General features: G+C 52.3%; 23 protein-coding genes. 12 read left to right on the forward strand and 11 right to left on the reverse strand.

Features of this window, described 5'->3' with window-relative positions; translation table 11 throughout:
* Positions 1 to 614 precede the first annotated feature (614 nt).
* From B051_RS0101075 to B051_RS0101095, 5 genes are all read right to left on the reverse strand, one after another.
* A complete protein-coding gene (locus B051_RS0101075) occupies positions 615 to 1,244 on the reverse strand; it encodes a T9SS type A sorting domain-containing protein (protein ID WP_157578450.1) in 630 nt (209 codons plus the stop codon).
* Positions 1,245 to 2,819: 1,575 nt separating this feature from the next.
* Positions 2,820 to 3,515, reverse strand: coding sequence for a metallophosphoesterase family protein (locus B051_RS0101080; RefSeq protein WP_018476321.1), 696 nt, complete (start codon positions 3,513 to 3,515; stop codon positions 2,820 to 2,822).
* A 95-nt stretch (positions 3,516 to 3,610) separates the two neighbouring features.
* Positions 3,611 to 3,844, reverse strand: coding sequence for a hypothetical protein (locus B051_RS0101085; RefSeq protein WP_018476322.1), 234 nt, complete (start codon positions 3,842 to 3,844; stop codon positions 3,611 to 3,613).
* A gap of 93 nt (positions 3,845 to 3,937) precedes the next feature.
* A complete protein-coding gene (locus tag B051_RS0101090; protein WP_018476323.1) occupies positions 3,938 to 4,252 on the reverse strand; it encodes a hypothetical protein in 315 nt (104 codons plus the stop codon).
* 77 nt (positions 4,253 to 4,329) lie between these two features.
* Complete coding sequence (locus B051_RS0101095; protein ID WP_018476324.1) at positions 4,330 to 5,199, reverse strand: SDR family oxidoreductase; 870 nt, start codon at positions 5,197 to 5,199, stop codon at positions 4,330 to 4,332.
* 103 nt (positions 5,200 to 5,302) lie between these two features.
* On the opposite strand from B051_RS0101095, the gene B051_RS0101100 reads away from it, so the two are divergent.
* The 6 genes from B051_RS0101100 (at position 5,303) to B051_RS0101125 (ending at position 9,515) form a co-directional block, all read left to right on the forward strand.
* Complete coding sequence (locus B051_RS0101100; protein ID WP_281163439.1) at positions 5,303 to 5,581, forward strand: 4a-hydroxytetrahydrobiopterin dehydratase; 279 nt, start codon at positions 5,303 to 5,305, stop codon at positions 5,579 to 5,581.
* Between the two features lie 52 nt (positions 5,582 to 5,633).
* Positions 5,634 to 6,320, forward strand: coding sequence for a 16S rRNA (cytidine(1402)-2'-O)-methyltransferase (gene rsmI / locus B051_RS0101105; protein WP_018476326.1), 687 nt, complete (start codon positions 5,634 to 5,636; stop codon positions 6,318 to 6,320).
* Positions 6,286 to 7,971, forward strand: a complete 1,686-nt coding sequence (lnt, locus tag B051_RS0101110; RefSeq protein WP_245539552.1) for an apolipoprotein N-acyltransferase — start codon at positions 6,286 to 6,288, stop codon at positions 7,969 to 7,971. The genes rsmI and lnt overlap by 35 nt, the downstream gene beginning before the upstream one ends.
* A 52-nt stretch (positions 7,972 to 8,023) precedes the next feature.
* Positions 8,024 to 8,827: an inositol monophosphatase family protein gene (locus B051_RS0101115; protein ID WP_018476328.1), complete on the forward strand. Its 804-nt coding sequence runs from the start codon at positions 8,024 to 8,026 to the stop codon at positions 8,825 to 8,827.
* Between the two features lie 34 nt (positions 8,828 to 8,861).
* Positions 8,862 to 9,038 (forward strand): FeoB-associated Cys-rich membrane protein, encoded by a 177-nt coding sequence (locus B051_RS22135; RefSeq protein ID WP_071594837.1) that lies wholly within the window; start codon positions 8,862 to 8,864, stop codon positions 9,036 to 9,038.
* Between the two features lie 138 nt (positions 9,039 to 9,176).
* The gene (locus B051_RS0101125; RefSeq protein ID WP_018476330.1) at positions 9,177 to 9,515 is read left to right on the forward strand and encodes a hypothetical protein; all 339 of its coding nucleotides are present in this window, start codon (positions 9,177 to 9,179) and stop codon (positions 9,513 to 9,515) included.
* Between the two features lie 54 nt (positions 9,516 to 9,569).
* Here B051_RS0101125 and B051_RS0101130 read toward each other — a convergent pair whose 3' ends face one another.
* The 6 genes from B051_RS0101130 to B051_RS0101155 all read right to left on the reverse strand — a co-directional run bounded on the left by B051_RS0101130 (position 9,570) and on the right by B051_RS0101155 (position 19,184).
* The gene (locus B051_RS0101130; protein WP_018476331.1) at positions 9,570 to 10,496 is read right to left on the reverse strand and encodes a mechanosensitive ion channel family protein; all 927 of its coding nucleotides are present in this window, start codon (positions 10,494 to 10,496) and stop codon (positions 9,570 to 9,572) included.
* A gap of 36 nt (positions 10,497 to 10,532) precedes the next feature.
* Entirely contained in the window at positions 10,533 to 11,555 is a 1,023-nt protein-coding gene (locus tag B051_RS0101135; RefSeq protein ID WP_018476332.1) for an SPASM domain-containing protein, read from the reverse strand.
* A gap of 136 nt (positions 11,556 to 11,691) precedes the next feature.
* On the reverse strand, positions 11,692 to 12,879 hold the full coding sequence (locus B051_RS0101140; protein WP_157578452.1) for a baeRF7 domain-containing protein: 1,188 nt from the start codon (positions 12,877 to 12,879) through the stop codon (positions 11,692 to 11,694).
* A 210-nt stretch (positions 12,880 to 13,089) separates the two neighbouring features.
* Positions 13,090 to 14,511 carry a TlpA disulfide reductase family protein gene (locus tag B051_RS0101145; protein WP_245539553.1) on the reverse strand — a complete coding sequence of 474 codons (1,422 nt, stop codon included), beginning with the start codon at positions 14,509 to 14,511 and terminating at the stop codon, positions 13,090 to 13,092.
* A 199-nt stretch (positions 14,512 to 14,710) separates the two neighbouring features.
* On the reverse strand, positions 14,711 to 16,096 hold the full coding sequence (gene radA / locus B051_RS0101150; protein ID WP_018476335.1) for a DNA repair protein RadA: 1,386 nt from the start codon (positions 16,094 to 16,096) through the stop codon (positions 14,711 to 14,713).
* Positions 16,097 to 16,262: 166 nt separating this feature from the next.
* Positions 16,263 to 19,184 carry a CHASE domain-containing protein gene (locus B051_RS0101155; RefSeq protein WP_018476336.1) on the reverse strand — a complete coding sequence of 974 codons (2,922 nt, stop codon included), beginning with the start codon at positions 19,182 to 19,184 and terminating at the stop codon, positions 16,263 to 16,265.
* A 270-nt stretch (positions 19,185 to 19,454) separates the two neighbouring features.
* Between B051_RS0101155 and B051_RS0101160 the strand changes: the two genes are divergently transcribed.
* The 6 genes from B051_RS0101160 (at position 19,455) to B051_RS22655 (ending at position 24,745) form a co-directional block, all read left to right on the forward strand.
* Positions 19,455 to 20,171 carry a hypothetical protein gene (locus B051_RS0101160; protein WP_018476337.1) on the forward strand — a complete coding sequence of 239 codons (717 nt, stop codon included), beginning with the start codon at positions 19,455 to 19,457 and terminating at the stop codon, positions 20,169 to 20,171.
* Positions 20,172 to 20,288: 117 nt separating this feature from the next.
* Positions 20,289 to 21,683 carry a class II fumarate hydratase gene (fumC, locus tag B051_RS0101165; RefSeq protein ID WP_026236115.1) on the forward strand — a complete coding sequence of 465 codons (1,395 nt, stop codon included), beginning with the start codon at positions 20,289 to 20,291 and terminating at the stop codon, positions 21,681 to 21,683.
* Positions 21,684 to 21,981: 298 nt separating this feature from the next.
* Positions 21,982 to 22,920 (forward strand): TerC family protein, encoded by a 939-nt coding sequence (locus tag B051_RS0101170; RefSeq protein ID WP_018476339.1) that lies wholly within the window; start codon positions 21,982 to 21,984, stop codon positions 22,918 to 22,920.
* A 253-nt stretch (positions 22,921 to 23,173) separates the two neighbouring features.
* On the forward strand, positions 23,174 to 23,833 hold the full coding sequence (locus tag B051_RS0101175; RefSeq protein WP_018476340.1) for a hypothetical protein: 660 nt from the start codon (positions 23,174 to 23,176) through the stop codon (positions 23,831 to 23,833).
* A 91-nt stretch (positions 23,834 to 23,924) separates the two neighbouring features.
* Positions 23,925 to 24,254, forward strand: coding sequence for a DUF3592 domain-containing protein (locus B051_RS22335; RefSeq protein WP_071594838.1), 330 nt, complete (start codon positions 23,925 to 23,927; stop codon positions 24,252 to 24,254).
* A 74-nt stretch (positions 24,255 to 24,328) separates the two neighbouring features.
* Positions 24,329 to 24,745 (forward strand): hypothetical protein, encoded by a 417-nt coding sequence (locus tag B051_RS22655; protein WP_018476341.1) that lies wholly within the window; start codon positions 24,329 to 24,331, stop codon positions 24,743 to 24,745.
* Positions 24,746 to 24,752: the final 7 nt, after the last annotated feature.

Raw genomic sequence — 24,752 nt, forward strand, 5'->3', positions numbered from 1 at the left:
CTACTTTTTATACCTGAAGTCCTATAAAAGCAGTGATTTTGAGTGCTAGTTGCTTACCTGTATACTGGAGTATTCAGCAGATTTATTTGGCTGAATAGCGCATGTATTAAATTAAATATTATAATAAGGCAATATTATATATTTGTTTCTCCATTACCTATAACAATGGGAAGTTTTTTTATAACATGATGCAAAAATTTTTAAAATTAGTTCTAAAACTCTTCAATTAGGGTGGTAATATGGGTGGAAACTCATACTACGGCAGTGGATGAGTGAATCGGCGCAGTCATGACGCATGAACTAGGCTGTGCACAAGCCCATCTTATCCCTTCTTGCAGTCGCGCCAATTGAGTGCCAATACCAATGGGAAAGACAGCTTTGAATTCAAACACATGTCGATAGACTGCTAAAGCAACGGAGTCTATATAGGAGGAAGGAGGAGCAAGAGTCCTACATTACTTTACTTTAACAGCAGAGCAATGTTTGTGATGGCAGCCCGCTGTTGCGATAGCTGTTGGGATGTATAGTTGGAGGAGGAGGTATAGCTTTAAAAGGAGAAAGGCCCGCAGCATCCGCTGCGGGCCTTTCTCCTTTTAAAGCTATACCTTAAGTTCTTAGTTCTTCATGAGTTTGAAGGTGTGCTTGGTGCCGTCGCTCTCAATTACGTGCAGGATGTAGATGCCCTTGTGGGTCACGTGTCCGGTGTCGATGGTGAGGGTGGTGCCGGTCACCTCCTGCTGGCGGTTGAGGATGACCTGCCCATGAGCGTTGGAGAGGATAGTGTGTACCTTGCGGGTATCGCCTCCGTTCAGTTTAACGGTTATCACATTCTCAAAGGGATTCGGGTATGCAGTTACTGCTCCGTTGCCGCCGTCCAGGGACACGGCCTGCACCGAGGAGAGGGTGGTCGTGCCGTCCAGGTCCACCTGGGCCAGGCGGTAGTAGCGCGTGCCCGACACGGCCCTGGTGTCCAGGAAGGTATAGCGCTGCGCCATCGACGTGGTGCCCACCTCGCTCCTGACGAAGCCCAGCGTGTGGAAGGCGCGCGCGTCCGTGGACACCTGCACCTCGAAGCCGCTGTTGTCCTGCTCCGAGGCCGTCGCCCACGTCAGCTGCACCCCCTGCGCGTGCCGCTGTGCCTTGAACGACACCAACTCTACCGGGAGGGGAATTGGAGCCGGAGTAGGGGCTATTGTGTATAGACTTGGAATAGGTGCTCCTGTTGCACTAAAGGTTGTATTCAAGGGTTCGCTTATATTTGATACCATTGAGAAAGTGCCCGCTGTTGCTGTTTCTCTATACAAGCCATAATTCGGCTCTGTGGCAATACGTTCGTGTGCCAAAAAATTAAATTTTATGTCCGCACTAGTGGCAGCTTGTCCGGTGCTGCCTGCGCTGACCTGGAAGTAGCGGCTAGCCGACAGTTTGGGGATTGTAGTGCCTTGCTCCTGTACAGAAAGCTTGGTACCGGTTGTTCTTGTAATAACAATGTTACGGGCAGAGTTTGCTGAATGTGTTACAGCAACGCCTATACCTCCAAAATCATTTGGAGTTGTACCTGCTGCAACAGAACGTTCGGCTCTTACTCTACCTGTGATATATTCATTTGCAGTTTCCAATGAAGTCAGTCTTGCACTCTCTCCTAACGTGAGTGTGTACATTGTTGAGGGAGTGCTTGTAGTTGCATCAGAAATTGTCGACAGCTTTCCGCCTTCTAGAAGGCTAAGCTCCCCTTCAACTGTCACATTCCGTGGCGTCTTTACCAATCCTCCTACAACTTTGAGGTTAAAGTAGTTGCCTTCTACAGCCTGTGTTTTATTATCTTGCACTGTTTGAGGTGCTATTATATTGGTAGTACCGTGGTACTCTACAGTACTTGATGTGTTGCAGATAAAGTCAAACTTTCCAGTACCTATTTCTACCTCACCTTGCACAACTAAGGTTCCGCTAATACTTATAGCAGCTTTAGCGTTGGTGCCATTATTTTCAACTAGAATATCTAAGTCTTGTACAGTCAATTTGCTTCCCGTGGCTAAAGTAAGTCCTGGTGTACCTCCACCAGTTTTGGCATCTAACTGTAGGTTAAGGCAGGAGTGCTCACCATCTACAACAACAGCAGCTGACTGCTCAATTCTGGCTATATCATTGGCTCCAGGAAAATCTATGCCCGCTATTGGGTTAGCTTTGGCAGGAAGTCCCCAAACTTCAGGATTGCTCCAACTGTTGTTTGCTACACCACCATCTTTACCACCGCCTTTTATAGCTTTCCAAGCGATAAATGTTGTCTGCCCAAATCCCTCCCCGCTCACCAGCAGGAAAAAGACTAGCAGCATCAAGGTGAAAATTTTCTTCGCGCCACTCAACACCGTTGCTAAGGCAGTGATGCCAGACCAGGCAGGTGCTGTGGCTAAAGTTGAACTGTAAACGTGTTTCATAAAAAATGTAAGGATTGAAAGTTCTATACTAAAAACATATGCAGCAGCTTGACCGGCTACTGGTAAGCGTTGCAAAAGAAACTAAGTTTGTTGTAGTTATGGCGGCGGCTTCATCAGAAGTAGAAACCAGGAGCAGCATTTTTTATGACTGAAAAACCAAGATAATTGATTTTCCCACTGCGGCTTTGGCTTCTGCTGACAGGTGTTAAGCCAGCCTGCGCTGAATCTTAATCTCCTATCAACTCTTGTGAGTGTAAAGCAATATTAAATATAGATAAATCAATTTCCTGCATTTAAACCGACTTTTTTATCAACATCTCTTCTATATTTATAAGATACATGTATTAATAAAAAATTAAATTCGAATATTAATATAAATTCATATTAGTTCTTCCTCCGCACGAAGTAGGGGCGGTCTAGATTGCACTGAACGGACAGCTCTTTTGAATCTAAATCCAGGGCGGCGAGGTTGCCGTAGGAGGCGTTTCGGTAGTAGACGCAACCGGCGTCAAGGTTGATTTTGGAGTTGTTATGAGAGGCGCTCTTCTTGATGCTGTGCAGTGGGGTGGGGGTATGGCCATGCACTAACTGCTTGCCCGACAGCTTCTCCCAGTCCACTTCATAATTGCGGATGTTGAGCATGGCGTCTTTGTCTTTGAAGATGTCTTCCTGGTGAAAGTCGAAGCCGGCGTGCACCAGGTAATAATCGGGGAGTTCGAGGTAGTAGGGAAGGGAGTCCAGGAAATTAGCGTATAGCGGGGGGAGCTTTTTGAAGTCGTGTATATCGAAGCTCTGCAGCACCAGCCTTTTCTCTTGCTCTGATAGGTTCAAGGCGGCTTCTCCTTTGGAGGCGGACTGGAGCAGCATCTGGTCGTGGTTGCCGCGCAGGCAGTGCACCTGGTAGTGCTGCTTCTGCAGATGCAGTACAAAGTCTATCACCCCTTTGCTATCCGGGCCCTTGTTCACGAAATCACCCAGCAGGTATAGCTCGTCCTGTTTTTTCAGTTGAAGTTGCTCCAGCACGAGCGTCCTGAAGGTACGGGCGCAGCCGTGGATGTCTGTGATGGCATATCGGGCCATAAGAGGCTGTAGCGGTATTGTTGAAGGTATGGCTGAGGTAAAAAAATAGCACCTGTATGTGGACAGGTGCTATTCCAGCTTTTTACAAATATAGCTTAGTTATACGTATTGTTATCTAAATCGGGTTTGTCTGTGTTGCGGTTTGGGTTATTCGTCTGCACGTTTGCTGCCGGCTCATCCGGCCCCTCCGTATACTTCTTCTTGAGCTCGTCGTGCTCTGCGCTCGTCTGGTTTGGATTTACTGGTTTACCTGCGGCCTTGTCCTGGCCCTGACCCGTTGGGCGTCCTTTGTTTTCGCCGCCTGGCTGGGTATGCTTGTATGATGGCATGATGTCCTCCTTTTTTAATTTTCAACAATTGGCAGCACGCTTTGCCTTTTGGCAGAGCGTCGCTGCGCTTCCTTACTATTTATTTTTCCTGAATCAGGTTCCGCGGCCTTCTTCTTCGGTGCGCATGTTGTCGGGTGGTGGCACGCCGTCGTCTGCGAAGTCATTTACGCCAGTGGCGGATGGCCCTTCAGAGGCGGTGTCGCTGCCGAAGCCCTCCTTGCCGTCGCGGTTGCCGAAGCCGCCGCGCTGGTGCTCATTCTTGGGTGGGTCAGCGCCTGGTATGATGTGCCCTGCGCGTAGTTCCTGGTCGGTCGTGTCGTCCTCTATGACGCGCACTGGTCTGTCTTTTGGTCCGTTGCCGTTGCGGGGCTGGTCCTGATTGTGTTTATCGTTTTCCTGGTTTTCCATAGTTATGCTTTTATCCTGCTCCTGGCTGGAGCCACTACATGGTTTTACTCCAATTCTGTCCGATGGGTTTAATAAGCCTAGCTTCCTACCTGCTCGCCTCCGTTCACGTGTATCACCTGGCCCGTTATGTAAGAGCCGTCTTCTGAGGCCAGTAAAACATAGGCTGGCGCCACCTCAGATGGCTGCCCAGGGCGCTTTAGAGGCACATTCTGCCCAAACTCCTTCACCTTGTCTTCATCGAACGAGGCAGGTATAAGCGGTGTCCAAATAGGGCCGGGGGCAACGGCGTTCACGCGGATGTTCTTCTCCGCCAGGTTAGCCGACAAGGACCTGGTGAAGGCCGTAATGGCGCCTTTGGTGGAGGCGTAGTCCATGAGGTGGTCGGAGCCACGGTAGGAGGTCACGGAGGTGGAGTTGACAATGGTGCTACCTTCCTTCATGTGCTCCAGCGCTGCTTTGGTCATGTAGAACATGGAGAAGATGTTGGTCTGGAAGGTGCGCTGCAGCTGGTCTTTTGAAATGTCCTTCAGGTCAGACTGCTCGTGCTGCTCGGCTGCGTTGTTGACCAAAATATCTAGCTTGCCCAGTTCCTTCACTGCCTGCTGCACGGCTTTCTTGCAAAAGGCCTCATCGCCAATGTCGCCTGCTATAATCAGTCCTTTGCGCCCCTCTTTCTCGATTAGGCCTAGCGTGTCTTTCGCGTCTTTGTCCTCGTTCAGGTATACGATGGCTACATCGGCGCCCTCGCGGGCGAAGTGCACGGCTACGGCCCGACCTATACCACTGTCGCCGCCTGTTATGAGGGCTACTTTGCCTTTCAGTTTGTCACTCCCCTTGTAGTTCTCCCGGATGTACTCGGGTTGTGGGGTCATTTTATGTTCATCGCCCGGCTGCTTTTCCTGCTTCTGCGGCGGTAAGGATTCTGGTTTGTTTGCCATAGTTTTCATAGTTTTATAGTGGACACTGCGACGGCAGTCCCCTACTATACGCCGGCATTTTTAGCCTAGTTACCCCGGCCCCCAATCTTATTCAGGTAATGGCCGTTTACTCTTGACATACCTTAGCACCCAACCCATGTGGAAAGAAGAGGACAACAAACTCAAGCGCAGCTTCCGGTTCAATGATTTCAGAGCCGCCATGGCCTTTATGAACGAGGTGGCCGATGTGGCCGAAGAACTGGACCACCACCCCTGGTGGAGCAACGTGTACAACAAGGTGGAGATAGAGCTCACCACACATGACGCCGGTAATACTGTGACGGCCAAAGATGTGGAGCTGGCACGGCGCATCGATGCCATAGCCGACAAGCTGATGGCTACCGGGGCCTGAGCCGCCTACCTTCCCGCTATACCTTTCAGAATATCTATAGTATCTTTGCTGCATGCAGGAACCTGAAAAGACCAACCTATACCTGGTGCCCACGCCCATCGGCAATCTGGAGGACATCACGCTGCGGGCCATACGCATACTGAAGGAAGTGGACGTTATTCTGGCCGAGGACACCCGCACCAGCGGCAAGCTGCTGCAGCACCTGGGCATCGAGAAGCGCATGCACAGCCACCACCTGCACAACGAGCACAAGGCCAGCGCCCACCTGGCGGAGCGCATGAAGGCGGGCGAGGTGATGGCACTTATATCAGATGCCGGCACCCCCGGAATTTCTGACCCGGGTTTTTTGTTAGTGCGGGAGTGCCTGAAGCATGACCTGAAGGTAGAGTGCCTTCCGGGTGCTACCGCTTTCGTGCCGGCACTGGTAAAATCGGGCTTTAGTACCGACAGGTTTACCTTCGAGGGATTTCTGCCTCTGAAAAAGGGCCGCCAGACACGCTTGCAGCGTCTGGCGCAGGAGGAGCGCACCATGATTTTCTATGAGTCGCCGCACCGCCTGCTCAAAACGCTTTCACAGTTCAAAGAGTACTTTGGAGGCGAACGCGAGGCATCTGTTTCACGTGAAATCTCGAAGATGTTCGAGGAAACCATCAACGGTACTTTAGACGAGCTGATACAAATCTTCACAACAAAAGCAATCAAAGGTGAATTCGTCATTGTCGTACAGGGCGCTAAATAGCCCTTATATCCTTCCTCTGCTGTCCCTGGCAAGCGCCGTCATCCTGTGGCTGGGCTGGCCTATCAAGCCGCTCGGCTTTCTCCTGTTCTTTGGGTTTGTGCCGGTGCTATACCTGGAAAAACTCATTGTGGAAAGCGGGCAGCACAAGTCGCCGGGCTATACCTTCTTTAAGCACAGCTACCTGGCCATGCTGCTCTGGAACCTGTTTACCACCTGGTGGGTAATGCATTCTACTATTCCGGGCGGCATAGCAGCCGTGATTTTCAACGCTCTGTTCCAGTGCATCCCGCTCATGGCGTTCTACTTCACCAAAAAGCTGCTGGGCCGCGTGGTAGGCTATACCTCCTTCGTTGTTTACTGGGTGGCTTTTGAGCAGTTCCACCTCAGCTGGGACCTCACCTGGCCTTGGCTTACCCTGGGCAACGGCTTTGCCACCCTCAACCAGTGGGTGCAGTGGTATGAGTATACAGGCTTTCTGGGAGGCTCTGTCTGGGTGCTGCTCGTCAACCTGTTCATTTTCCTGGCTATCGAGCATTATCCGTCCCGACCCATACAACGGAAGCGCCTGTTACTGCCGCTTGGTCTGGTAGTGGTGCCGGTTGTGATTTCGTACCTTATGCTGGCCAGTTATACCGAGAAAGGCGAGCCGGCCGAAGTGGTGGTGGTGCAGCCCAACATAGACCCCTACCGCGAGAAATTCTCCGGGCACGACAACTTCATACCTTACGAGGAGCAACAGCAGCGGCTTCTTGACCTGTCAGAGAAGCTGATTACGCCCAACACCCGTTTTGTGGTATGGCCCGAAACGGCCTTGCGCATTGACCAGGGCTATTGGGAAGACCGACTCACCAGCTATTCGTCTATCCAGCAGCTACAGGCTTTCCTGAAGCGGCACCCTGGCCTGGAGCTGGTCGCCGGTATGGATTCCTATGCTTTCTATGGCGACAACATGGATGCCAGCCCGACGGTGCGCTACATGGAGGGCTTCGGCTACTTCGATTCCTTTAACACAGGTATGCACATCAACGCCAACAGCCAAATAGACCTGTACCACAAGTCCAAGCTAGTACCCGGGGTAGAGAAACTGCCGTACCCGCACATCTTCAAGTTCCTGGGGCCGCTCGCCATTGACCTCGGGGGCACCGTGGGCAGCGTCGGCAGCCAGGACTACCGCTCGGTGTTCAGGCATGCGACACAGCCTGGTATCTCCGCCGCTCCGGTTATCTGCTACGAGTCCATCTACGGGGATTTCGTTTCTGACTACGTCCGCAACGGCGCCAGCCTGATTTTTGTGATTACCAACGATGGCTGGTGGAGCGATTCCCCCGGCTATAAGCAGCACCTACAGTATGCCACGCTGCGGGCCATCGAAACCCGGCGCAGCATCGCCCGTTCAGCCAATACCGGTATCTCGGGCTTCATCAACCAGAAAGGTGAGATTACAGACCGCTCAGAGTGGTGGGTAGAGGCTTCCTTACGCCAGACCATACTGGCCAACAGCGAAATGACCTTTTACACACGGAACGGAGAATATATTGGCAACAGCATGCTTTGGCTGTCGCTCCTGCTGATTGTCGGCGCGACGGGGAAAGGCCTTGTGCAAAAGAACAGACCTGAACAGAAAACACTGCATAAAAATGTAAAGGCGTAGGACTGGCTCGCCTATACCTTGCGTACTAACAGCATCAGAAAAATACAAAACTATGAACCTGCAGCAACTTTGCCAGAACACCAACATCATCGTCAGAAAAGTAGGGGCTTTCATCAAGAACGAAGCAGCCAGCTTTGACCGCTCCAAAGTGGAGATGAAAGGCTTTAACGACCTGGTCTCGTACGTGGACAAAGAGGCGGAAAAGCAATTGGTGGAGGCTCTGCGCGAACTGTTGCCAGAAGCGGGTTTCATTACTGAGGAAGGAACGGACACCACGAAGGGCGAACGCTTCAACTGGGTTATCGATCCGCTGGATGGCACCACCAACTTCACCCACGGCCTGCCGCTGTTCTCGGTGAGCGTGGCGCTGATGGAAAACGATGAGGTGGTGCTGGGCGTGGTGTATGAGGTGAACAAAGACGAGTGCTTTTACGCCACCAAAGGAGGCGGTGCGTTCCTGAACGACAATCCCATTCAGGTGTCAGCGGCAGAGGGTCTGAAAGATTCCCTTATCGCCACCGGGTTCCCCTACCATGAGTTCGGTCTGACGCAGCAGTACCTGCAGGTGCTGGGCGGGTTCATGGGCAAGTCGCATGGCGTGCGCCGGCTGGGTTCCGCCGCGCTGGACCTGGCCTATGTGGCGGTCGGCCGCTTCGAAGGCTTCTTCGAGTTCAATCTGAACGCCTGGGATGTGGCGGGAGGCGCCATCATTGTGCAGGAGGCAGGTGGCCGTGTCTCCAAGTTCCTGGAGGACGAGGACTACATTTTCGGGCGGGAGATAGTGGCCAGCAACGGCAACATACACCAAGAGATGCTCGACACGATAGCAGAGCATTGGAAACAGCCGCTTTCCTAAACTTTTTGTATCTTTGGGCAGTTGATAAGAGCGTATGGTACAGGAAATTTTAATTCTCGTCATCTTCTTAGTAGCGTTGGCCTACATGGGCCGGGCGATGTATCGCAGTTTCATGCCCAACAAAGACGCCGGCTGCGCCAAAGGCTGCGGCGGCTGCTCGGCTATTGACTTCAGCAAGATTCAGAAAGAACTGGACAAGAAGGCAGTATAGCCTCTCCTCTTGCTGCATACCTGCCTACAGCCTGTCACTGCCCCTTCAGAGGCAATAATTCCCTTTGTTTACATATCCTAAAGCGGTTTTTGCGTATAGTTCTATACCTAAATAGAATATCCCTTAAAACTATACGCTATGCAAGATAAAGTAGAAGAAAGGTCTTTAGTCAATGTGCTCAACCGGCTGCGCAAAGACGGTTTTACATTTGACTTCAAAGTGTCGTCCGAAGGCAGACTCTGCACCATGGAAGACAAGCACACTTATACGCCCGACCAGGTCCGCATCGTGGACTTTTACCGTTTCGAAGGAGAGAGCAACCCGGATGACATGTCCATTCTCTATGCCATTGAGACGAACAACGGGCTGAGAGGCACGCTCAGCAACTCCTATGGCCCTTACGCCGATGCCAAAGTAGATGATTTCCTGAAGCAGGTGGAAGACCTGGGCAAGAACCTCGATAAAAAAGACAAATAAAAAAAGGGCCGCTTCAAGTCGGCCCTTTCTCTTTTAGATTACTCCTCCCGAGGCTCAGTTTCCTTCTTTTGCCTGTCCGTTCCCTGACTGTTTCTGCAGCATACCCAGCTGCTCGTTCAGCTTTTCCCCTCCCTTTATTCCAAAGTCCAACGTCCTGACGGGAAAAGGTATGACGATGTTGTTCTGGTCAAAAGCCTTTTTGATACGGATGATGGCGTCGCTCTTGGCTTCAACGAAATCATGCTGCCGGGTATAGGTAACCCAGAAACGCGCCTTGAAGTCAATTGAACTCTCGTTGAAGGCATCGAACATCACCTCTACCTCCTTGGTTTTCATGCGGTTCTTGACATCCTGCAGAGCCTCTATGACGATATGCTGCACCTGCTCTAGGTCCTCGGCATAGGAAACCCCTACATCCAGGTCGATGCGGCGGAATCCATTTATGGAGAAGTTGGTCACCGGGTTCTCAAACACCATCTTGTTGGGCAAGCGCACCAGTTCCCCGGTGGGCTGCCTGATATCCAGCGTTCGCAGCGTCACCCGTTCAATTACCCCAAAATAGTCGTTTGTCTCAATCATGTCGCCTACTCCGAAGGGCTTTTGCACCGCTATGATGATGCCGGAGATGAAGTTAGCGGCTATGTCCTGAAAAGCGAAACCAAGTGCCAGACCGATGATGCCCACACCAGCCAGCAACGACACCACCACCTTGTCGAGCTGCAGCACACTCAGCACAAAGAAGAAGCCCACTGCCAAGAGGCCCATATAGAGCAGGGCGGAAATCAGGTTATTGAGTGCCGGGCTGTGGGATATGCGGCCAATTACTTTGTCCAGTCCGTTTCGGATGAGCCGAGCGACGTAAAAAGTGAGGATGAGCAGGATGAGCGCCACGAACAGGTTGGGCAGCATCAGCACCAGTTGCTCTCCCCAGGTGTCTAGTTTACTCAGCAGCAGCTCCAGTGCTCTGTTTATATCGGTCATATTGCTTCCTATGGTTGTGTCAATCCTGCTGGTCTGTTAGGCCCAGACCCGGGTGCCTTCTGTGCAGTTGCGGCACATCTCTATCTCTTCCCGTGACTGTAACAAAGATTTTCGGAATTGGTTATACCCGCTGCTGCGCCATACCTCCCGAAACGACTGCGCTTTCATATCGCCCATGCGGTATTCAGCGTCCTTGTCGAAGCAGCAGGGCACCACCAGGCCGTCCCAGGTGATGACGCAGGAGTGCCACATCTTCCAGCACTGGTTCAGCAGCTTGTTCTTGATAGTGTAGCTTCCGTTGCCGTTGTTCTTGTACCGGGAATAATAGTCGATGGTAGGTATAAGCGGTGAGCCCTGTGCATAGTCATAGATTTGGGCGGTTTTGAACACCACCTCGTCCACGCCCAGTTCCTGCGCCAACTCCTTTACGTCTTCAATCTGGTGTTCGTTGGGGCGCACCACCAGAAACTGGAACATGATGTGCGGCGTGCGGGAGTTGAGCTCTTTCTTCCATTTCACCACCTGTCGCGTGCCCTCCAGCACCTTATCCAGCTTGCCCCCCACCCGGTAGGCGGCATAAGTGTCCTGGGTAGTGCCATCAATGGACACGATGAGCCGGTCCAAGCCGGACTCCACGGTTCTGCGGGCGGTGTCCTCATCCAGGAAGTGGGCGTTGGTGGAGGTAGCCGTGTAAATACCTCTGTCGGTGGCGTACTTCACCATGTCCAAGAAGCCTTTGTGCAGGTATGGCTCCCCCTGGAAGTACAGAATCAGGTATAGCAACTTGCCTTTCAGTTGGTCAATGGTCTGCTTGAACAGGTCACTCTGCAGCATACCGGTGGGCCGGGTGAAGGAGCGGAGCCCGCTGGGGCATTCGGGGCAACGGAGATTGCAGGAGGTGGTGGGCTCGAACGAGATGCTGAGTGGGTCGCCCCAGTGCACCGGCCTTCGGGTGATTCGGGAATACCAGTAGCTGCCTACCACCTGCAAGGCGTTGAACACGCGCAGCGGGGTGAGCTTCGACACGAAATTGAGTTTATCCGTCAGGTGCAGCTTCATGAACTAGGGTATGGTTGGGTTCCTTCTATACCTGTCAAGGCTCGTTTAGGCACGCGTCAACAGCAAAAAAGGGCAGCCATTTCGGCTGCCCCACTAAGGTATGCTATACGGCGCTAAAGGCCAAAACAATCAACTGCTAGTAGCGGAAGAGCGCCTTCACGCCGCCGTTCCCGTCGCTCACCTCTGCCAGGCCGTTATAGCTGCTCACGAACACTTTGCCCCCCTGCGATATGGTCTTGATAGCGGCCAGGTTGATGAGGTCGTCATCCCCACGCTGGTAGTCTTTGTGCACCACGGCAGTAGCACTCTTGGCATCGTAGGTTCCCCAGACAGGCTCATTTGGCGTAATGAACAACGTGTCCACGCGCCCGTGCACTGCTTCCGCCGCCACGGTGGCGATATCCTCGGAGGTGACGCCCGTTCCCGCCACGTTCTCATAGCGGCTCAGCGAATCAGAGTGGCTCTGCTGCATCAGTGGCTTTACAAGCTCCACCGCCTTCTCATGAATCGTGTTCGGTCCCATACCTGCCACTGACTCGTTCAGGTTGACGTTCTGCGGCACGATGTTCTTGTACTTGCTGATGTTGCGGTAGATGGCGCAGTAATGGTCCACACCTGCCAGTACCAGCGGCTCTGTCTCGTTGTGCAGGATTTGCTGCAGGCCATTGTCTATCTCCAGCATGAACTCCCGCACGCGCTCGTGCTCCTCATCCCCCTTGGTACTGCCCGGGCCGTGCACAATGTTGGAGCCGTTCACGGTGGTGGTAGCATGCACGAAATCCTGGTCTTTGCCCTTGATGTCGAACTTGAGTGCCTTGGTCATGGTCTCCGGCACGAAGGAGCTGATGTCAATCGGCCTGATATGCTCAATCGTCGCCTCATAGAAACCCACCTTCTCGCGGTACAGGCTCAGGATGAAGAAACGGCCGTTCTGGCTCAGGATAGGCAGCACCGGCGTGAGGAAGAACCTATCTAATACGTATACCACATCTGGCATGGGGATAGGCAGCGTGTAGTGCGCCGAGAACCCTTTTGTCAGGAACACGGCCAAGCCCTCCGACTGGTGGCGCCAGAAGTTGTTGTCATTCAAAAGCTCTTCAGCAGGCTTCAGGTAGGCATCTATCTCGGCCTCAGGCACATCATGCCTGCCTAGCAGCGTACGCGCTTCCCTCAGTTTATTCTTGAATAGAATGTGGTCCTGTCCGTTCAGTGTCTCGTGACCCGCGCGGTGGGTAGGTATGAAGATGGAGATACAAAGTGCGTTCTGCGTGTTGCTCTGAACATTGATTAGTTTCTCAATGTCCTTCATGTTGATTAATGCCATATTTCTCTTGCTGTTAAATAAATGGGATATCTGAAAAATCATTTCTCCCTGCACCCTGCCATTGGCAGAGGGTAGGACTTTAATTACGAGCCAAACAAATCAACGGTTATTTAAGCGGACGGTATGGGAGAAAGGAGCGGCAAAACGAAAGCCGCCCGCGCCTTCTCAGGCAGCGGGCGGCTTCATGGTTTCAAGAGGGGGATGGAATGTCTATTTCGCGTATGCGCGGCCTCGTGTCACGTGCTGCAGGATGTCGTTCTCGACCTCACGGTCGTTTGGCCTGCGGGGCTTGGTGCTGATGATGCTGCCCGTCTCGTCTATGAGGAAATACGCTGGCACATCCTTCAGCCCGTACTGTTTCACAAGTTCTGCGCCCTGGCCTTTGAGGTGCAGCTGCACCCCGAACCTGCCTCTGGACTCCACTACCTGGCGCCAGGCTCGCTCATCCTCATCCACACCTATGTGCATCACCACCACATCATGGGCCGCCAGTCTGCGCGCCAGTTCCTGAGCGTGTGGCTGCTCTATCATGCAAAGCCCGCAGTTGGTGCGCCAGAAGCCCAGGTAGATGACCTTTCCCCGGAAATCCTGAAGGGAAACCTCGTTGCCATCTACATCTTTCAGTTTGAAGTCAGGTGCGGCACTGCCTATACCCAGGCCGGAGTAGCTGTCAAGCAGTTGGGTAAGAGAGGCGTGCAGGAGCGGCTTGTTAGCCGTGCGGCCAAAGTGCTGCAGCATGGCAGGCGCGTGCAGCACGTTGCCCTGCTGCAGCGAAGTCCGGATGAGGTGGGCCTGCGCCATTGTTCGGGACTCGCCTGACAGCCGCTGGCTGACCAAGTCGTAGCTCTTGCGGTAAAAATGTCGGTCGTTGCTGCTCAGGTTCGCCTGCTGGGACAGGTATGCCACGTAGTTGCGCATGAAGGAAGTGAAGCTGATACTCGTCAGGTTCTCAGGCTGGTTCAAGTTTAGCTCCTGCAGGAAGGTATAGTAAGCTGCAGAGGGGGCGGGGCTGGCGTCGTTGATGATGACCTGCTCCCGCAGGCTGAAGTAGGTGAGTCGGTCATTGGCGTAACTGAACGCTATTTCGGCCAACATCACCTTCCTGAATGTCTCTGACACCGTCTTTGAATCAGTGTATTTCTCCAAGGCGGCCAACTGGTCTTCTCTGCGCTCCTTCAGGAAAGAAAGGAACTCCTGCTCGCGCAGCTTGATGTTGTCAGGCAGCGGCTGGTAGTCTTCCTCCTCATCGAAACGCAGGTTGTAGCTGCTCAGAAAATTGTTTTCGGCGGCCCCTTTCCCCTTGAACTTGGCCGACTTCTGGAGTTTCTGCCCATGGAGCGACAGCTGCAGCTCATAGCCTGGCTCCAGGTATACCGGTATCTCTTCGTTGCCGTGCACCAGTTCCACTAGGGTAGGTTGTGTGATGGGAATCTCGAGCTCAAAGCGGCCGTTCTCCAGCTTTGCCACCAACTGCACCTCCTCTGGCAGGAGGGGAGAAGGATAAGAGGCAACGATGACTTCCTGTGAGAGGCTTTTTTGGATTTTCCCTCTGATGACAGCCTTGGACTGTGCACAAAGGGTGTCTGCTGCCAGCAAGAATGCCAGCAACAGCAGAAGTTGCATTTGTCTCATAGGTCGGGGCGGGTAGAAGTGTTTTATAAACTATCGGAATAAATGTCCAAAAAAAGCCTGCCTCCAGTACATGCGCCGTAGCCATTTGACTGGAAGCTAGCTTGCTGAACATTAAGTATATAGTTTAAAATTCCAAGTTCCCACTGTTCCCTCGATTTTATGAGAATGATAAAACAAGTTCCTGCTTAAAGTACAAATCTTATCCGAAAAGGGAGCCGAATACCTCCTCCAGGCGGCCAAAGGCATGCACATTGATAGAGAACTTGCTTAAGTCCACTCCTTTCTTGTTGTACTTGGAAATATAAATATCCCGGAACCCGAGCTTCTCTGCCTCTGAGATGCGGTTCTCCACGCGGTTCACAGCCCGCACCTCCCCACCCAGGCCCACTTCGGCGGCAAAGCAGGAGGTGCTAGGTATAGCCATGTCCTCGAAGGAGGAGAGGATGGAGGCACAGACGGCCAAATCCAGGGCGGGGTCTTCCACCTTCAGGCCGCCGGCTATGTTCAGGAAAACGTCCTGTGTGCCAAGGCGGTAGCCGCCGCGCTTCTCGAGTACGGCCAGCAGCATGTTGAGCCGCTTGCCGTCGAAGCCGGTGCTGGTGCGCTGGGGCGTGCCGTAGGTGGCGGGCGTCACCAGGCTCTGCACCTCTATCAGCAAGGGCCGGTTGCCCTCCAGCGTCGCCCCGATGGCAATGCCGCTGAAGGCGTCTTCGCGCTGCGAGATGAGTATCTCGGATGGGTTGCTCACTTCGCGCAGGCCGGTGCCTAACATTTCGTAGATGCCCAGCTCGGAGGTGGAGCCAAAGCGGTTCTTGGTGGTGCGCAGGATGCGGTAGGTCATGTGGCGGTCGCCTTCAAAGGTCAGCACGGTGTCTACCATGTGCTCGAGTATCTTAGGACCTGCCAGGTTGCCCTCTTTGGTGATGTGGCCAATCAGGAATACCGGCGTCCCGCTCTCCTTGGCAAACTTGAGCAGCTCGGCCGTACACTCCCGCACCTGGCTCACGCTACCCGCGCCTGCCTCTATAAAAGAAGAGTGGAGCGTTTGGATGGAGTCGATGACGAGCACCTGCGGGCGCAGCTGTTCTATCTGCTTGAAGATGTTCTGAGTGCCGGTCTCTGTCAGGATGAAGCAGTCGGAGGTCTGGGCATTGAGGCGCTCAGCGCGCATCTTTATCTGCTGCTCACTCTCCTCGCCACTTACGTACAGCACGCGCAGGCCCGACAGGCTCAAGGCTATCTGCAGCATCAGTGTGGACTTGCCTATACCTGGCTCGCCGCCTATCAAGACCATGGAACCCGGCACAATGCCACCACCCAGTACGCGGTTCAGTTCCTGGTCCTGTGTCTGGATGCGGTGCTGCTCCTGGTAGCTGATGTCCGCGATGGGTTTGGGCTTGTTAGCCACCTGAGCCGAGCTGCTGGTGTTGCCCACCTTCCATACGCTGGAGGGGGTGAGTTCCTCGCGCTGCACCACTTCCTCTACATAGGTGTTCCACTCGCCACAGGCAGGGCACTTGCCAATCCACTTGGCGGACTGGGCGCCGCAGCTCTGGCAGAAATAGGATGTCTTTATCTTAGCCATTCAGCTTATCGTTTGTCAGATTTGATGTGTCTGCCGGACAGGTATAGCCCGGCTATAGAGAACAATAACGGGAGGGAAAACGGTCACCGCGACAGGCAAAATATAGCATATTTTAGGCCTGTTTACATACCTCCACCGCTATACCTGCCAAGGGTTGTGGCTGCGCCTACACCACTTCCTGCACGGGCTCCAGCTTGAAGTACACCCTGAAGGTAGACCCCCTGCCCAACTCGCTCTCCAGCTCAATACGGCCCCCGTTGTTCTCGATGATGCGCTTGACGATGTAAAGCCCTATACCTGTTCCTTCCACGTGGTTGTGCAGGCGCTTGAACATGGTGAAGAGCTTGTGCTGCTGCTGCTGCTTGATGCCAAGCCCGTTGTCCTGCACCTGCAGCACCACGTAGTCGCCCGCGTGGTGCGTGGAAACCCTCACCTCAGCAGGGCGCTCAGGAGAGCGGTACTTGATGGCGTTTGACACCAGGTTGTAAATGATGCTGCGCAGGTTCTTGCGGGCATATAGCAGTTCCTTTGCCTGGAAATCCGCCTGAATGGTGGCACCTGCCTCTGTGATAAGCCCTTCGATATCGGATGTGACGTCCTCCAGCACCTGCTCAAAAGCAACAGGCTCTACCTTGGCATTGAGCTGCTTCTGCACCTTCGTGATTTCGGCCAGGTCTGCTACGGTCTGCTTCAGCTTGTTGATGGAATCAGCCAGCATATCCAACACCTGCTTGTCATCGTCTCCCAACTTGCCGTCCAGTATGTCGCGAAGCAGGGCAGTGAGGCCTTCCATGTTGGCTATAGGAGACTTCAAATCATGCGACGCTGTGTACACGAAGTTGTCCAGGTCGTTGTTGGTGCGCTGCAGCTCCAGGTTCTTATGGCTGAGCTCCTCGTTGGTATACACCAGTTTGGTACGGGCTGCCACGAGCTCTGTCACCTCCACGGCGAAGATGAGCACAGCCTCCGCCTTGCCTTTGCCGTCTATCAGCGGCTGGAACACCAAGTTGAAGTACCCCTCGGAAAGCGTGGCGTTGTTGAGGCGGTCTATCTTCAGCGGCACCTCGTTGCCCACAATGGGCATGCCCGTCTCCATCACCTGCTCTACCTGCTCCAACAGGCCCTGCTTCTCCAATCCGGAATGGGCCTCATGCATGGTCTTGCCCACTAAAAGCCTGTTACCAAACAGCTTGCGGTAGAGCGGGTTGGCCAACACGTACTGCTGGTCTGGCGCACGCACCAAGCCCACCAGGGCCGGCACTTCCAGGAACAGCTTCTGGAGCAGCTCCGCGTTCTGCTTCACCTTGCGGTCCGCCTCCTTTATCTCGGTGATATCAATGGTGGAGCTGATGTGCCCCAGGAACTCGTTGTTGGCGCCGAAGCGGGGGGTACAGGTGGATACCATCCAGCGGTACTTGCCGTCGTGCCGGCGCATGCGTGTCTCAATCCGAAAGCCGTCCTCCTCTGCCAGGGCCTTGCTGTAGGATGCCTCGAATGCTGGCAGGTCGTCTGGATGCACCACCTGCTGCCAGCCAAAGTTGATGCTCTCCTCAAAGGTGCGCCCCGTGAAGTCGAGCCACTGCTTGTTCACGTACACGCTCTGCTTCCAGATGTCCATGATGCTGATGATTACCGGGGCGTTGTCGGCCATGGTGCGGAAGCGGGCCTCGCTCTCGATGATGGCCTGCTGCGCGCGTCTCTCCTCAGTGATGTCCCGCACCTCGATGATGGCGTAGGCGTCGTTGCTGCTCTCCACGATGGGGTGCACCGAGCACGACACATCGAAGAAACCGCCGTCTTTCCGGATGAACACCTCATCGTATACCTGCTTTGAGGTATGGTTGTGGAGCGTGTTGCGGAGCGGGCACTTGTAAGCCGGATAAGGGGTGCCGTCGGGGTAGGTATGGTGCACCATTTCGTGCAGCGACCTGTTCTTCATCTCCTCAAAGGTATAGCCGGTTATCTCCTCGGCGGCCGGGTTCATGAAGGTCGTGTTGCCTTTAGCGTCTATAATGAAGAGGGCAGCCGTGGAGTTGTCGGTGATGGTCTGCTTGAGGCTGTTGGAGCGGCGCGTGTTCGAGAGCGACCAGATGATGAAGAACATCAGCAGGCCGATGATCGTGCCTCCCAACAGGATGAAGTAGGGAAGCTCGGTGTCGGCGGAGCGCATGAATGCGGGTTTGGGGGAGCAGTAGATGCGCCAGGTGTTGTTGCCTATGCTCAGCGTGCTCATGGTGGCGAGCTCCCGCTTCTTGGGCGAATGGTAATGCAGGGTGGTGTCGGTGCTGAACAGAAGTGACTCCTCTGTGGGGGTGGTGCCGTCGTATACCTCAACGTCGATGTCGCGGAAGTCATCGTCGAGTATGGCAAGCATCAGGTCCCTGGCCCGAAACGGACTGTATATGAAGCCTTTGATGAGCTGCTGCCGTTCCGTGATGGATTGCGGGTCGGCGTTGTCTTTGTAGATGGGCAGGTATATCAGGAAGCCTGGCTGCTCATCCTTGCCCGTTTCCTGCACAAGCCGCACCTTGCCCGACATGGCGGGCTGCCGGGTATCGCGGGCAATCTGCATGGCTGATTTTCTGATAGGCTCACTGAACATGTCAAAGCCAAAGGCGCGCCGGTTGCGCTCGTTCATGGGCTCCAGGAACATGATGGAGGTATAGACAGGGCGCTTCCCTTCCGGGCGGATGGCATAGTCTTTCAGGCCTTCTCTGCGGATGTGCCGCACGTGTGCGGGCACCTCGTTCGGCCTCAGGAAGAGGGTATAGCCGATGCCCTGTATACCGGGGTAGTTCTCTTCCAGCTTCAGCGTGGCGTAGTATTTCTGCCAGTCCTCCCGCTCCACCGTATCGGAGGCGATGAAAAGACCTTTTGCCCCCACCAGTATCTGCATGTAGTCGCGCATGCGCAGGTCTATCGCCTGCGTCACCTGGCCGACCTTTATCTCGAACAGCTTCTCATTGCGCTCCAGCGCCTTCTTCTTGGTCTCCGAATAAGTGAAGATAGTAAGCAGGAAGATAAGCAGGAAGGATGCTATCGCTATAAGGTAATCCCGGATAAATGATACCAGCTTGGCGAGTTTCATAGACAAGATGAACAGGCTGTTAGCTTGAGAAAAGCCGCTAAAAGGTGTTGAAACAGCGACGTGAACAGCTCATGTTCAATTGATTTACCATCAAAAATAAATAAAAAAAAGCTATCCGCCGCAATCTTTCGCAGGCTTATTATCTGCCGACTCCCCTACAGGTGAGCCCAAGCCTCCATTGCGCGTCCGCTGCCTCCTTACCAGGTAAAATCACTAATTTACTGAAGAATCAAGAATACCGTATTAATTTTACAGCCACACTGATTTCCCATGCTAGAGATAATTGAAAGCTTACTGATAAGTTTCGTGGCGGTGGCCATCTTGCTGCCCGTCGTGCGCTTTGCGCTGCGCAGGCTGTCGCCGGCAGGCAAGCTGAGCAAGCTCAGCGCCGACGAGGCCAAGTACATGCAGAAGAAGGAGTGGCAGCTGACCATTGCCTATTATGTGTTCGCTACCATACTTTCCGTTTTCTGCGCCGGCGGGCTGGCCATGCTCTCCAGCATCCTGCACATGTCATCGGAGCACATGTTCGTGCTCACCCCTAACTTCAAGGCGCTTTTTGCACCGGGTCTGTTGCTGGGGCTCACGCTGGCCCTGTTGCCGCTGCGCCTCTCGCAGCGCTCGCTCCTGGGCAGTGAGTATGACCTGTACAAGCAATACATGCAGCAGCAGGAGGGCCTCCGCTCCGTGCGCATCTACGGCATCCTTTTCGGGGTGATGCTGGCTTTATCGGTGGCAGCTATATGGTTTGCCATGCGCTGGCACATCAACGTGGACGAGAACCAGGTGCAGGTGACCAACCTGCTCAACCAGGAGCGCACATACCAGCACAGCGCCATCGAAAGCATACGCTACCTGGGTGTAGAAGGGGAGTACCTCATCAGCTTTGATGACCATACCTCCCTGAACACGGCCTACCTGAAACCCGTAACGCCTGAACTGATTGCCCTGATGGCGGAGCAGTCTGACACCCGCGTCATCCGGTAACGGAGGCTCTGCGCAGCGCTGGGAGGCTAAGTGCAATAGGAGATTCCAAAGCGCAGAAGAATATTTTTTGTAGTTTTGCCACTGACAGATATTCCTTAAAACCTAACATAAACCGACATGCAAGTTCGCGTAGAGAAAGACACGATGGGCCCTGTAGAGGTGCCTGCAGACAAATACTGGGGTGCCCAGACACAGCGCTCCAAGGAAAACTTCACGATTGGCGGTCAGCTGATGCCACAGGAGGTGATTGAGGCCTTCGCTATACTCAAGAAATCGGCTGCCCAGGCCAACGCGCAGCTGGGTGTGCTACCACAGGACAAGGCCGATATCATCTCGCAGGTATGCGACGAGATTCTGGCTGGCCAGCTGAACGACCAGTTCCCGCTGGTGGTATGGCAGACGGGCTCGGGCACGCAGTCGAACATGAACGTGAACGAGGTGGTGGCCAACCGCGCGCACGTGCTGCTGGGCGGCGACCTGATGGACGAGAAAAAGAAAATCCACCCAAACGATGACGTGAACAAGTCGCAGTCTTCTAACGACACCTTCCCGACGGCTATGCACATCGCTGCTTACAAGAAGGTGGTGGAACATACCTTGCCGATGGTGCAGAAGCTGCGCGACACGCTGCAAAGCAAGGCGGAGCAGTACATGGACGTGGTGAAGATTGGCCGCACGCACCTCATGGATGCCACGCCGCTTACGCTGGGCCATGAGCTGTCAGGCTACGCAGCGCAGCTGGACTACGGCATGAAGGCGCTCCGCAACACGCTGGACCACCTGAGCACACTGGCGCTGGGCGGCTCCGCTGTAGGCACCGGCCTGAACACGCCAAAAGGATACGATGTGCTGGTGGCGGAGAAAATCTCGCAGTACGCGGGCCATACCTTCATCACGGCGCCCAACAAGTTTGAGGCCCTGGCTGCCCACGACGCCATTGTGGAGACATCTGGTGCGCTGAAGCAACTGGCCGTGAGCCTGATGAAAATCGCCAACGACATCCGTTTGCTAGCCTCAGGTCCGCGCTCAGGTATAGCCGAAATCATTATCCCGGAAAACGAGCCGGGTTCTTCTATCATGCCAGGAAAAGTGAACCCGACGCAGGCCGAGGCCATGACCATGGTGTGCGCGCAGGTGATTGGCAACGACGTGGCCATCTCAGTAGGCGGCATGAACGGCCATTTCGAGCTGAACGTGTTCAAGCCGGTGATGATTTTCAACCTGCTCATGAGCGCCCAGCTGATTGGCGACGCCTGCGACTCGTTTGACAAGCACTGCGCCGTAGGTATAGAGCCTAACACGGCCCGCATCAAAGAGAACCTGGAGAACTCCCTGATGCTGGTAACCGCCCTGAACCCGCACATCGGCTACGACAATGCCGCCAAAATAGCGAAGAAGGCGCATAAGGAAGGCACCACCCTCCGCAAAGCCGCCATTGAGCTCGGCCTGCTCACCAACGAGCAGTACGACGAGTGGGTGAAGCCTGAAGACATGATTGGCAGCCTGAAATAAGGTATAGGTCTATACCTGTCGCAGGTAAAGGAAAAGCAGCTCCAGAAGGGGCTGCTTTTCCTTTGTCGGCTTAAGGCTTCTAGCTAAATTTTCTCGGGAGCTGATTTGGTAAGCGTTTGGATGGTATACTACCGATAACCCAATTAGGCTCCACAGTCAAGCGAACTGAAGCTTCAGGGGAAGCATGCCAAAAGCCATGCGCTTCAAATATGATGTGACAAAATAAATCGTTCGAACAAAAGGTTTCTTCGGACAGACACCTGCAAGAATAACAATTTTCTGGATTAACTAATCACTTATGGAAGTAACCGCCGCATTCTGGATAGGTTTCAATGTTTTTGTACTACTTATGCTCGCGCTAGACTTAGGGGTTTTTAACCGCAAAGCGCATGTCGTTTCTGTGAAAGAGGCACTGACCTGGTCGGGCGTCTGGATTAGCCTCGCCTTGATTTTCAATGGCCTTATCTACTACTGGTTTGGTGAGGCCAAAGCCATAGAGTTTCTGACCGGTTACCTCATCGAGAAATCCTTGAGCATAGACAACATATTCGTGTTTGTGCTTGTATTCGGCTATTTCCAGATACCTGCCATCTACCAGCACAAGATTTTGTTCTGGGGCATACTTGGAGCGCTGGTCATGAGGATAATCTTTATTTTCGCAGGTGTTGCCCTTATCCAGCAGTTTCACTGGACCGTCTACATTTTCGGTCTTTTCCTGATTTATACCGGCTACAAGATGTTTACGGAGAAGGGTACAGCGATAGACCCGGCAAACAACCCGGTCATGAAGTTCTTCAGAAGAATGATGCCGGTCACAAACGAATTGCATGGGTCTGACTTCTTTGTAAAACTCAATGGCAAGCGGTATGCGACTCCACTGTTCCTGGTGCTTATACTGATTGAAACCACTGACCTGATTTTCGCGGTTGACAGCATCCCGGCGATACTGGCCATCACGCAAGACCAATTCATCGTCTATACCTCAAACGTCTTTGCTATACTGGGCCTGCGTTCGCTGTATTTTGCCCTTGCCCACGTAGTTGACCGCTTTGTATACCTGTCTTATGGGTTGGCCATCATACTGGTATTTGTAGGCCTGAAAATGGTGATGGTCGATATCTACAAGATTCCCACTTTCATATCGCTGCTTGTCATCGCCTTGATTTTGACCGCTAGTGTTGTCCTGTCCTTCATAAAAACCGAGAAGACCGATAAAATGGACGGGCCTGTGAGCTAAACCTATTCCTTTTTTGGAGTCACATCCAAAGAGGGGCTTTCAGCAACACTATTCCGAATCATTCTGGTTAGGATAGGATTCCAACGGAAAAGCAGCCCCTTCGGAGCTGCTTTTCTGTTTTAACCAATTGCTTATATTAAGTCCATAATATATAGTATATTCGTTAATGCAGTTACGGTTATCTGTCAATTTCGACAATAAACCGTATGTTTATTCCTGTTATCTAGTAGTTAGCACAAATAAAAACAAATAAATGAAGAACAATCTTGTTGCCACCTTAGCCATACTTCTTCTATTAGGCTGTAACGACTCTACACCAGTAGCTGATGAAAAAGAAGATATAGTTCTTAATGCTCCTCAAACTAAGAACGCATCCTTATCAGATTACCAAAACCTGTTCAAATACAACAACCTCGACACATTTGCCATTGACTCCTTCAATTGGGATACAAGAATTGGAAAGTATAAAGAATTAGACAGTACCTCATTCAAACTGGTATGGCAAGACGGGAAAAGAGAGTTCATAGGCCAAGGGTACGACAGAGATTATCTCTACTCTTGGCAAAGCAGGAATCCAGAATTTGTTGAATTCACAGTATTGACACAGGATGAGAGCAGTTACTGTGACCTACTGTACTACATCATTCAGAACAAGGAAGGAAAGACAATTGACAAATTTTTAGTTGCCACTGGCTGTGGTGATGGCGGCTGGTCTTTTCAGTCATCAGGAAGGTTTATCTCTGACAGCACTTATGAAGCAGTCGCAGTTGAAGAAGAAATGGTTGGATTTGACCAAGTTGATGGAAGTGAGTTAATCGAAGGAGATTCGACTATAACACACTTTACAATTGGAAAGGATGGAAAAGTATCCGAAAAAGAAATCTTTAAAACCAAAATCAGCAAAAAGATTTAAAATAACTTGGTGCTAACCACACCCATAAGCCAGCTGCGCCGCCTTATGGCCCAGTACGTTGGCAGTGATTGATAGTATGATTTAACTTCAAATGAAGAGAAAGATACAATATTTTGTTTTTGCGGGTTTAACTACTGTTTTCATGTATGGGGCAACAAAAAAGACAATTGAAAATTACCGATTATCAAGAACTGGAATTTTAACAAAAGCTGTCGTAACTAATAATAAGAAAGTAGGTGGAAAAGGAACTGTAGATTTAACAATTCAATACAATGTTTCAGGACAAAAATATGAAGGCACACTGACAAATGAGAATTATAAAATTGGAGACTCATTAGAAATAGTGTATTTAGAAAGCAATCCTTCTGTGGTAAGAAGTTATAGATTTATCAAGAATAATTATACTACTACCATAGAATAACTCCTGCCAACCACACCCATAAGGCAGCTTTGCCGCCTTATGGCCAAGACCGTTAGCTCATATAGAAATCACAGATGAACCATTTTCTCAAGTATCATTTAATTACGGTTGCTGTTTTTCTTGTAACTTATATTCCAGTCTTTTTTCTCCCTGCCACAAAACTTGTAAAAGGTTTTTCGAATTACACGATGTTCCTCTTCCCCTTGATACTGCTAATCCTAATGATTAGAACTTACAAAGGAGAAAGAAAGCTTCAACTATGGGAAAAGTGTTTTTATGCACTTACAATAGTGTTAACAGTAACTATTTTAAACACAGTATTCGGCTTTTTGAACTTGTCTGAAATGGAAATGAACGAAGCAGAAAGGGGTATGGGAATAATTGGCATTAATGTTACTTACGGCATCTTTGAGCTGTTTTTGGCTTTGATAGTAGCAGGTATAGTAAAGCAAAAAAGAAGAACTACATTAGCTAACACTGTACAGGCTTAAGCCTCGG

Source organism: Pontibacter roseus DSM 17521, assembly GCF_000373265.1.
GTDB classification, from domain to species: domain Bacteria; phylum Bacteroidota; class Bacteroidia; order Cytophagales; family Hymenobacteraceae; genus Pontibacter; species Pontibacter roseus.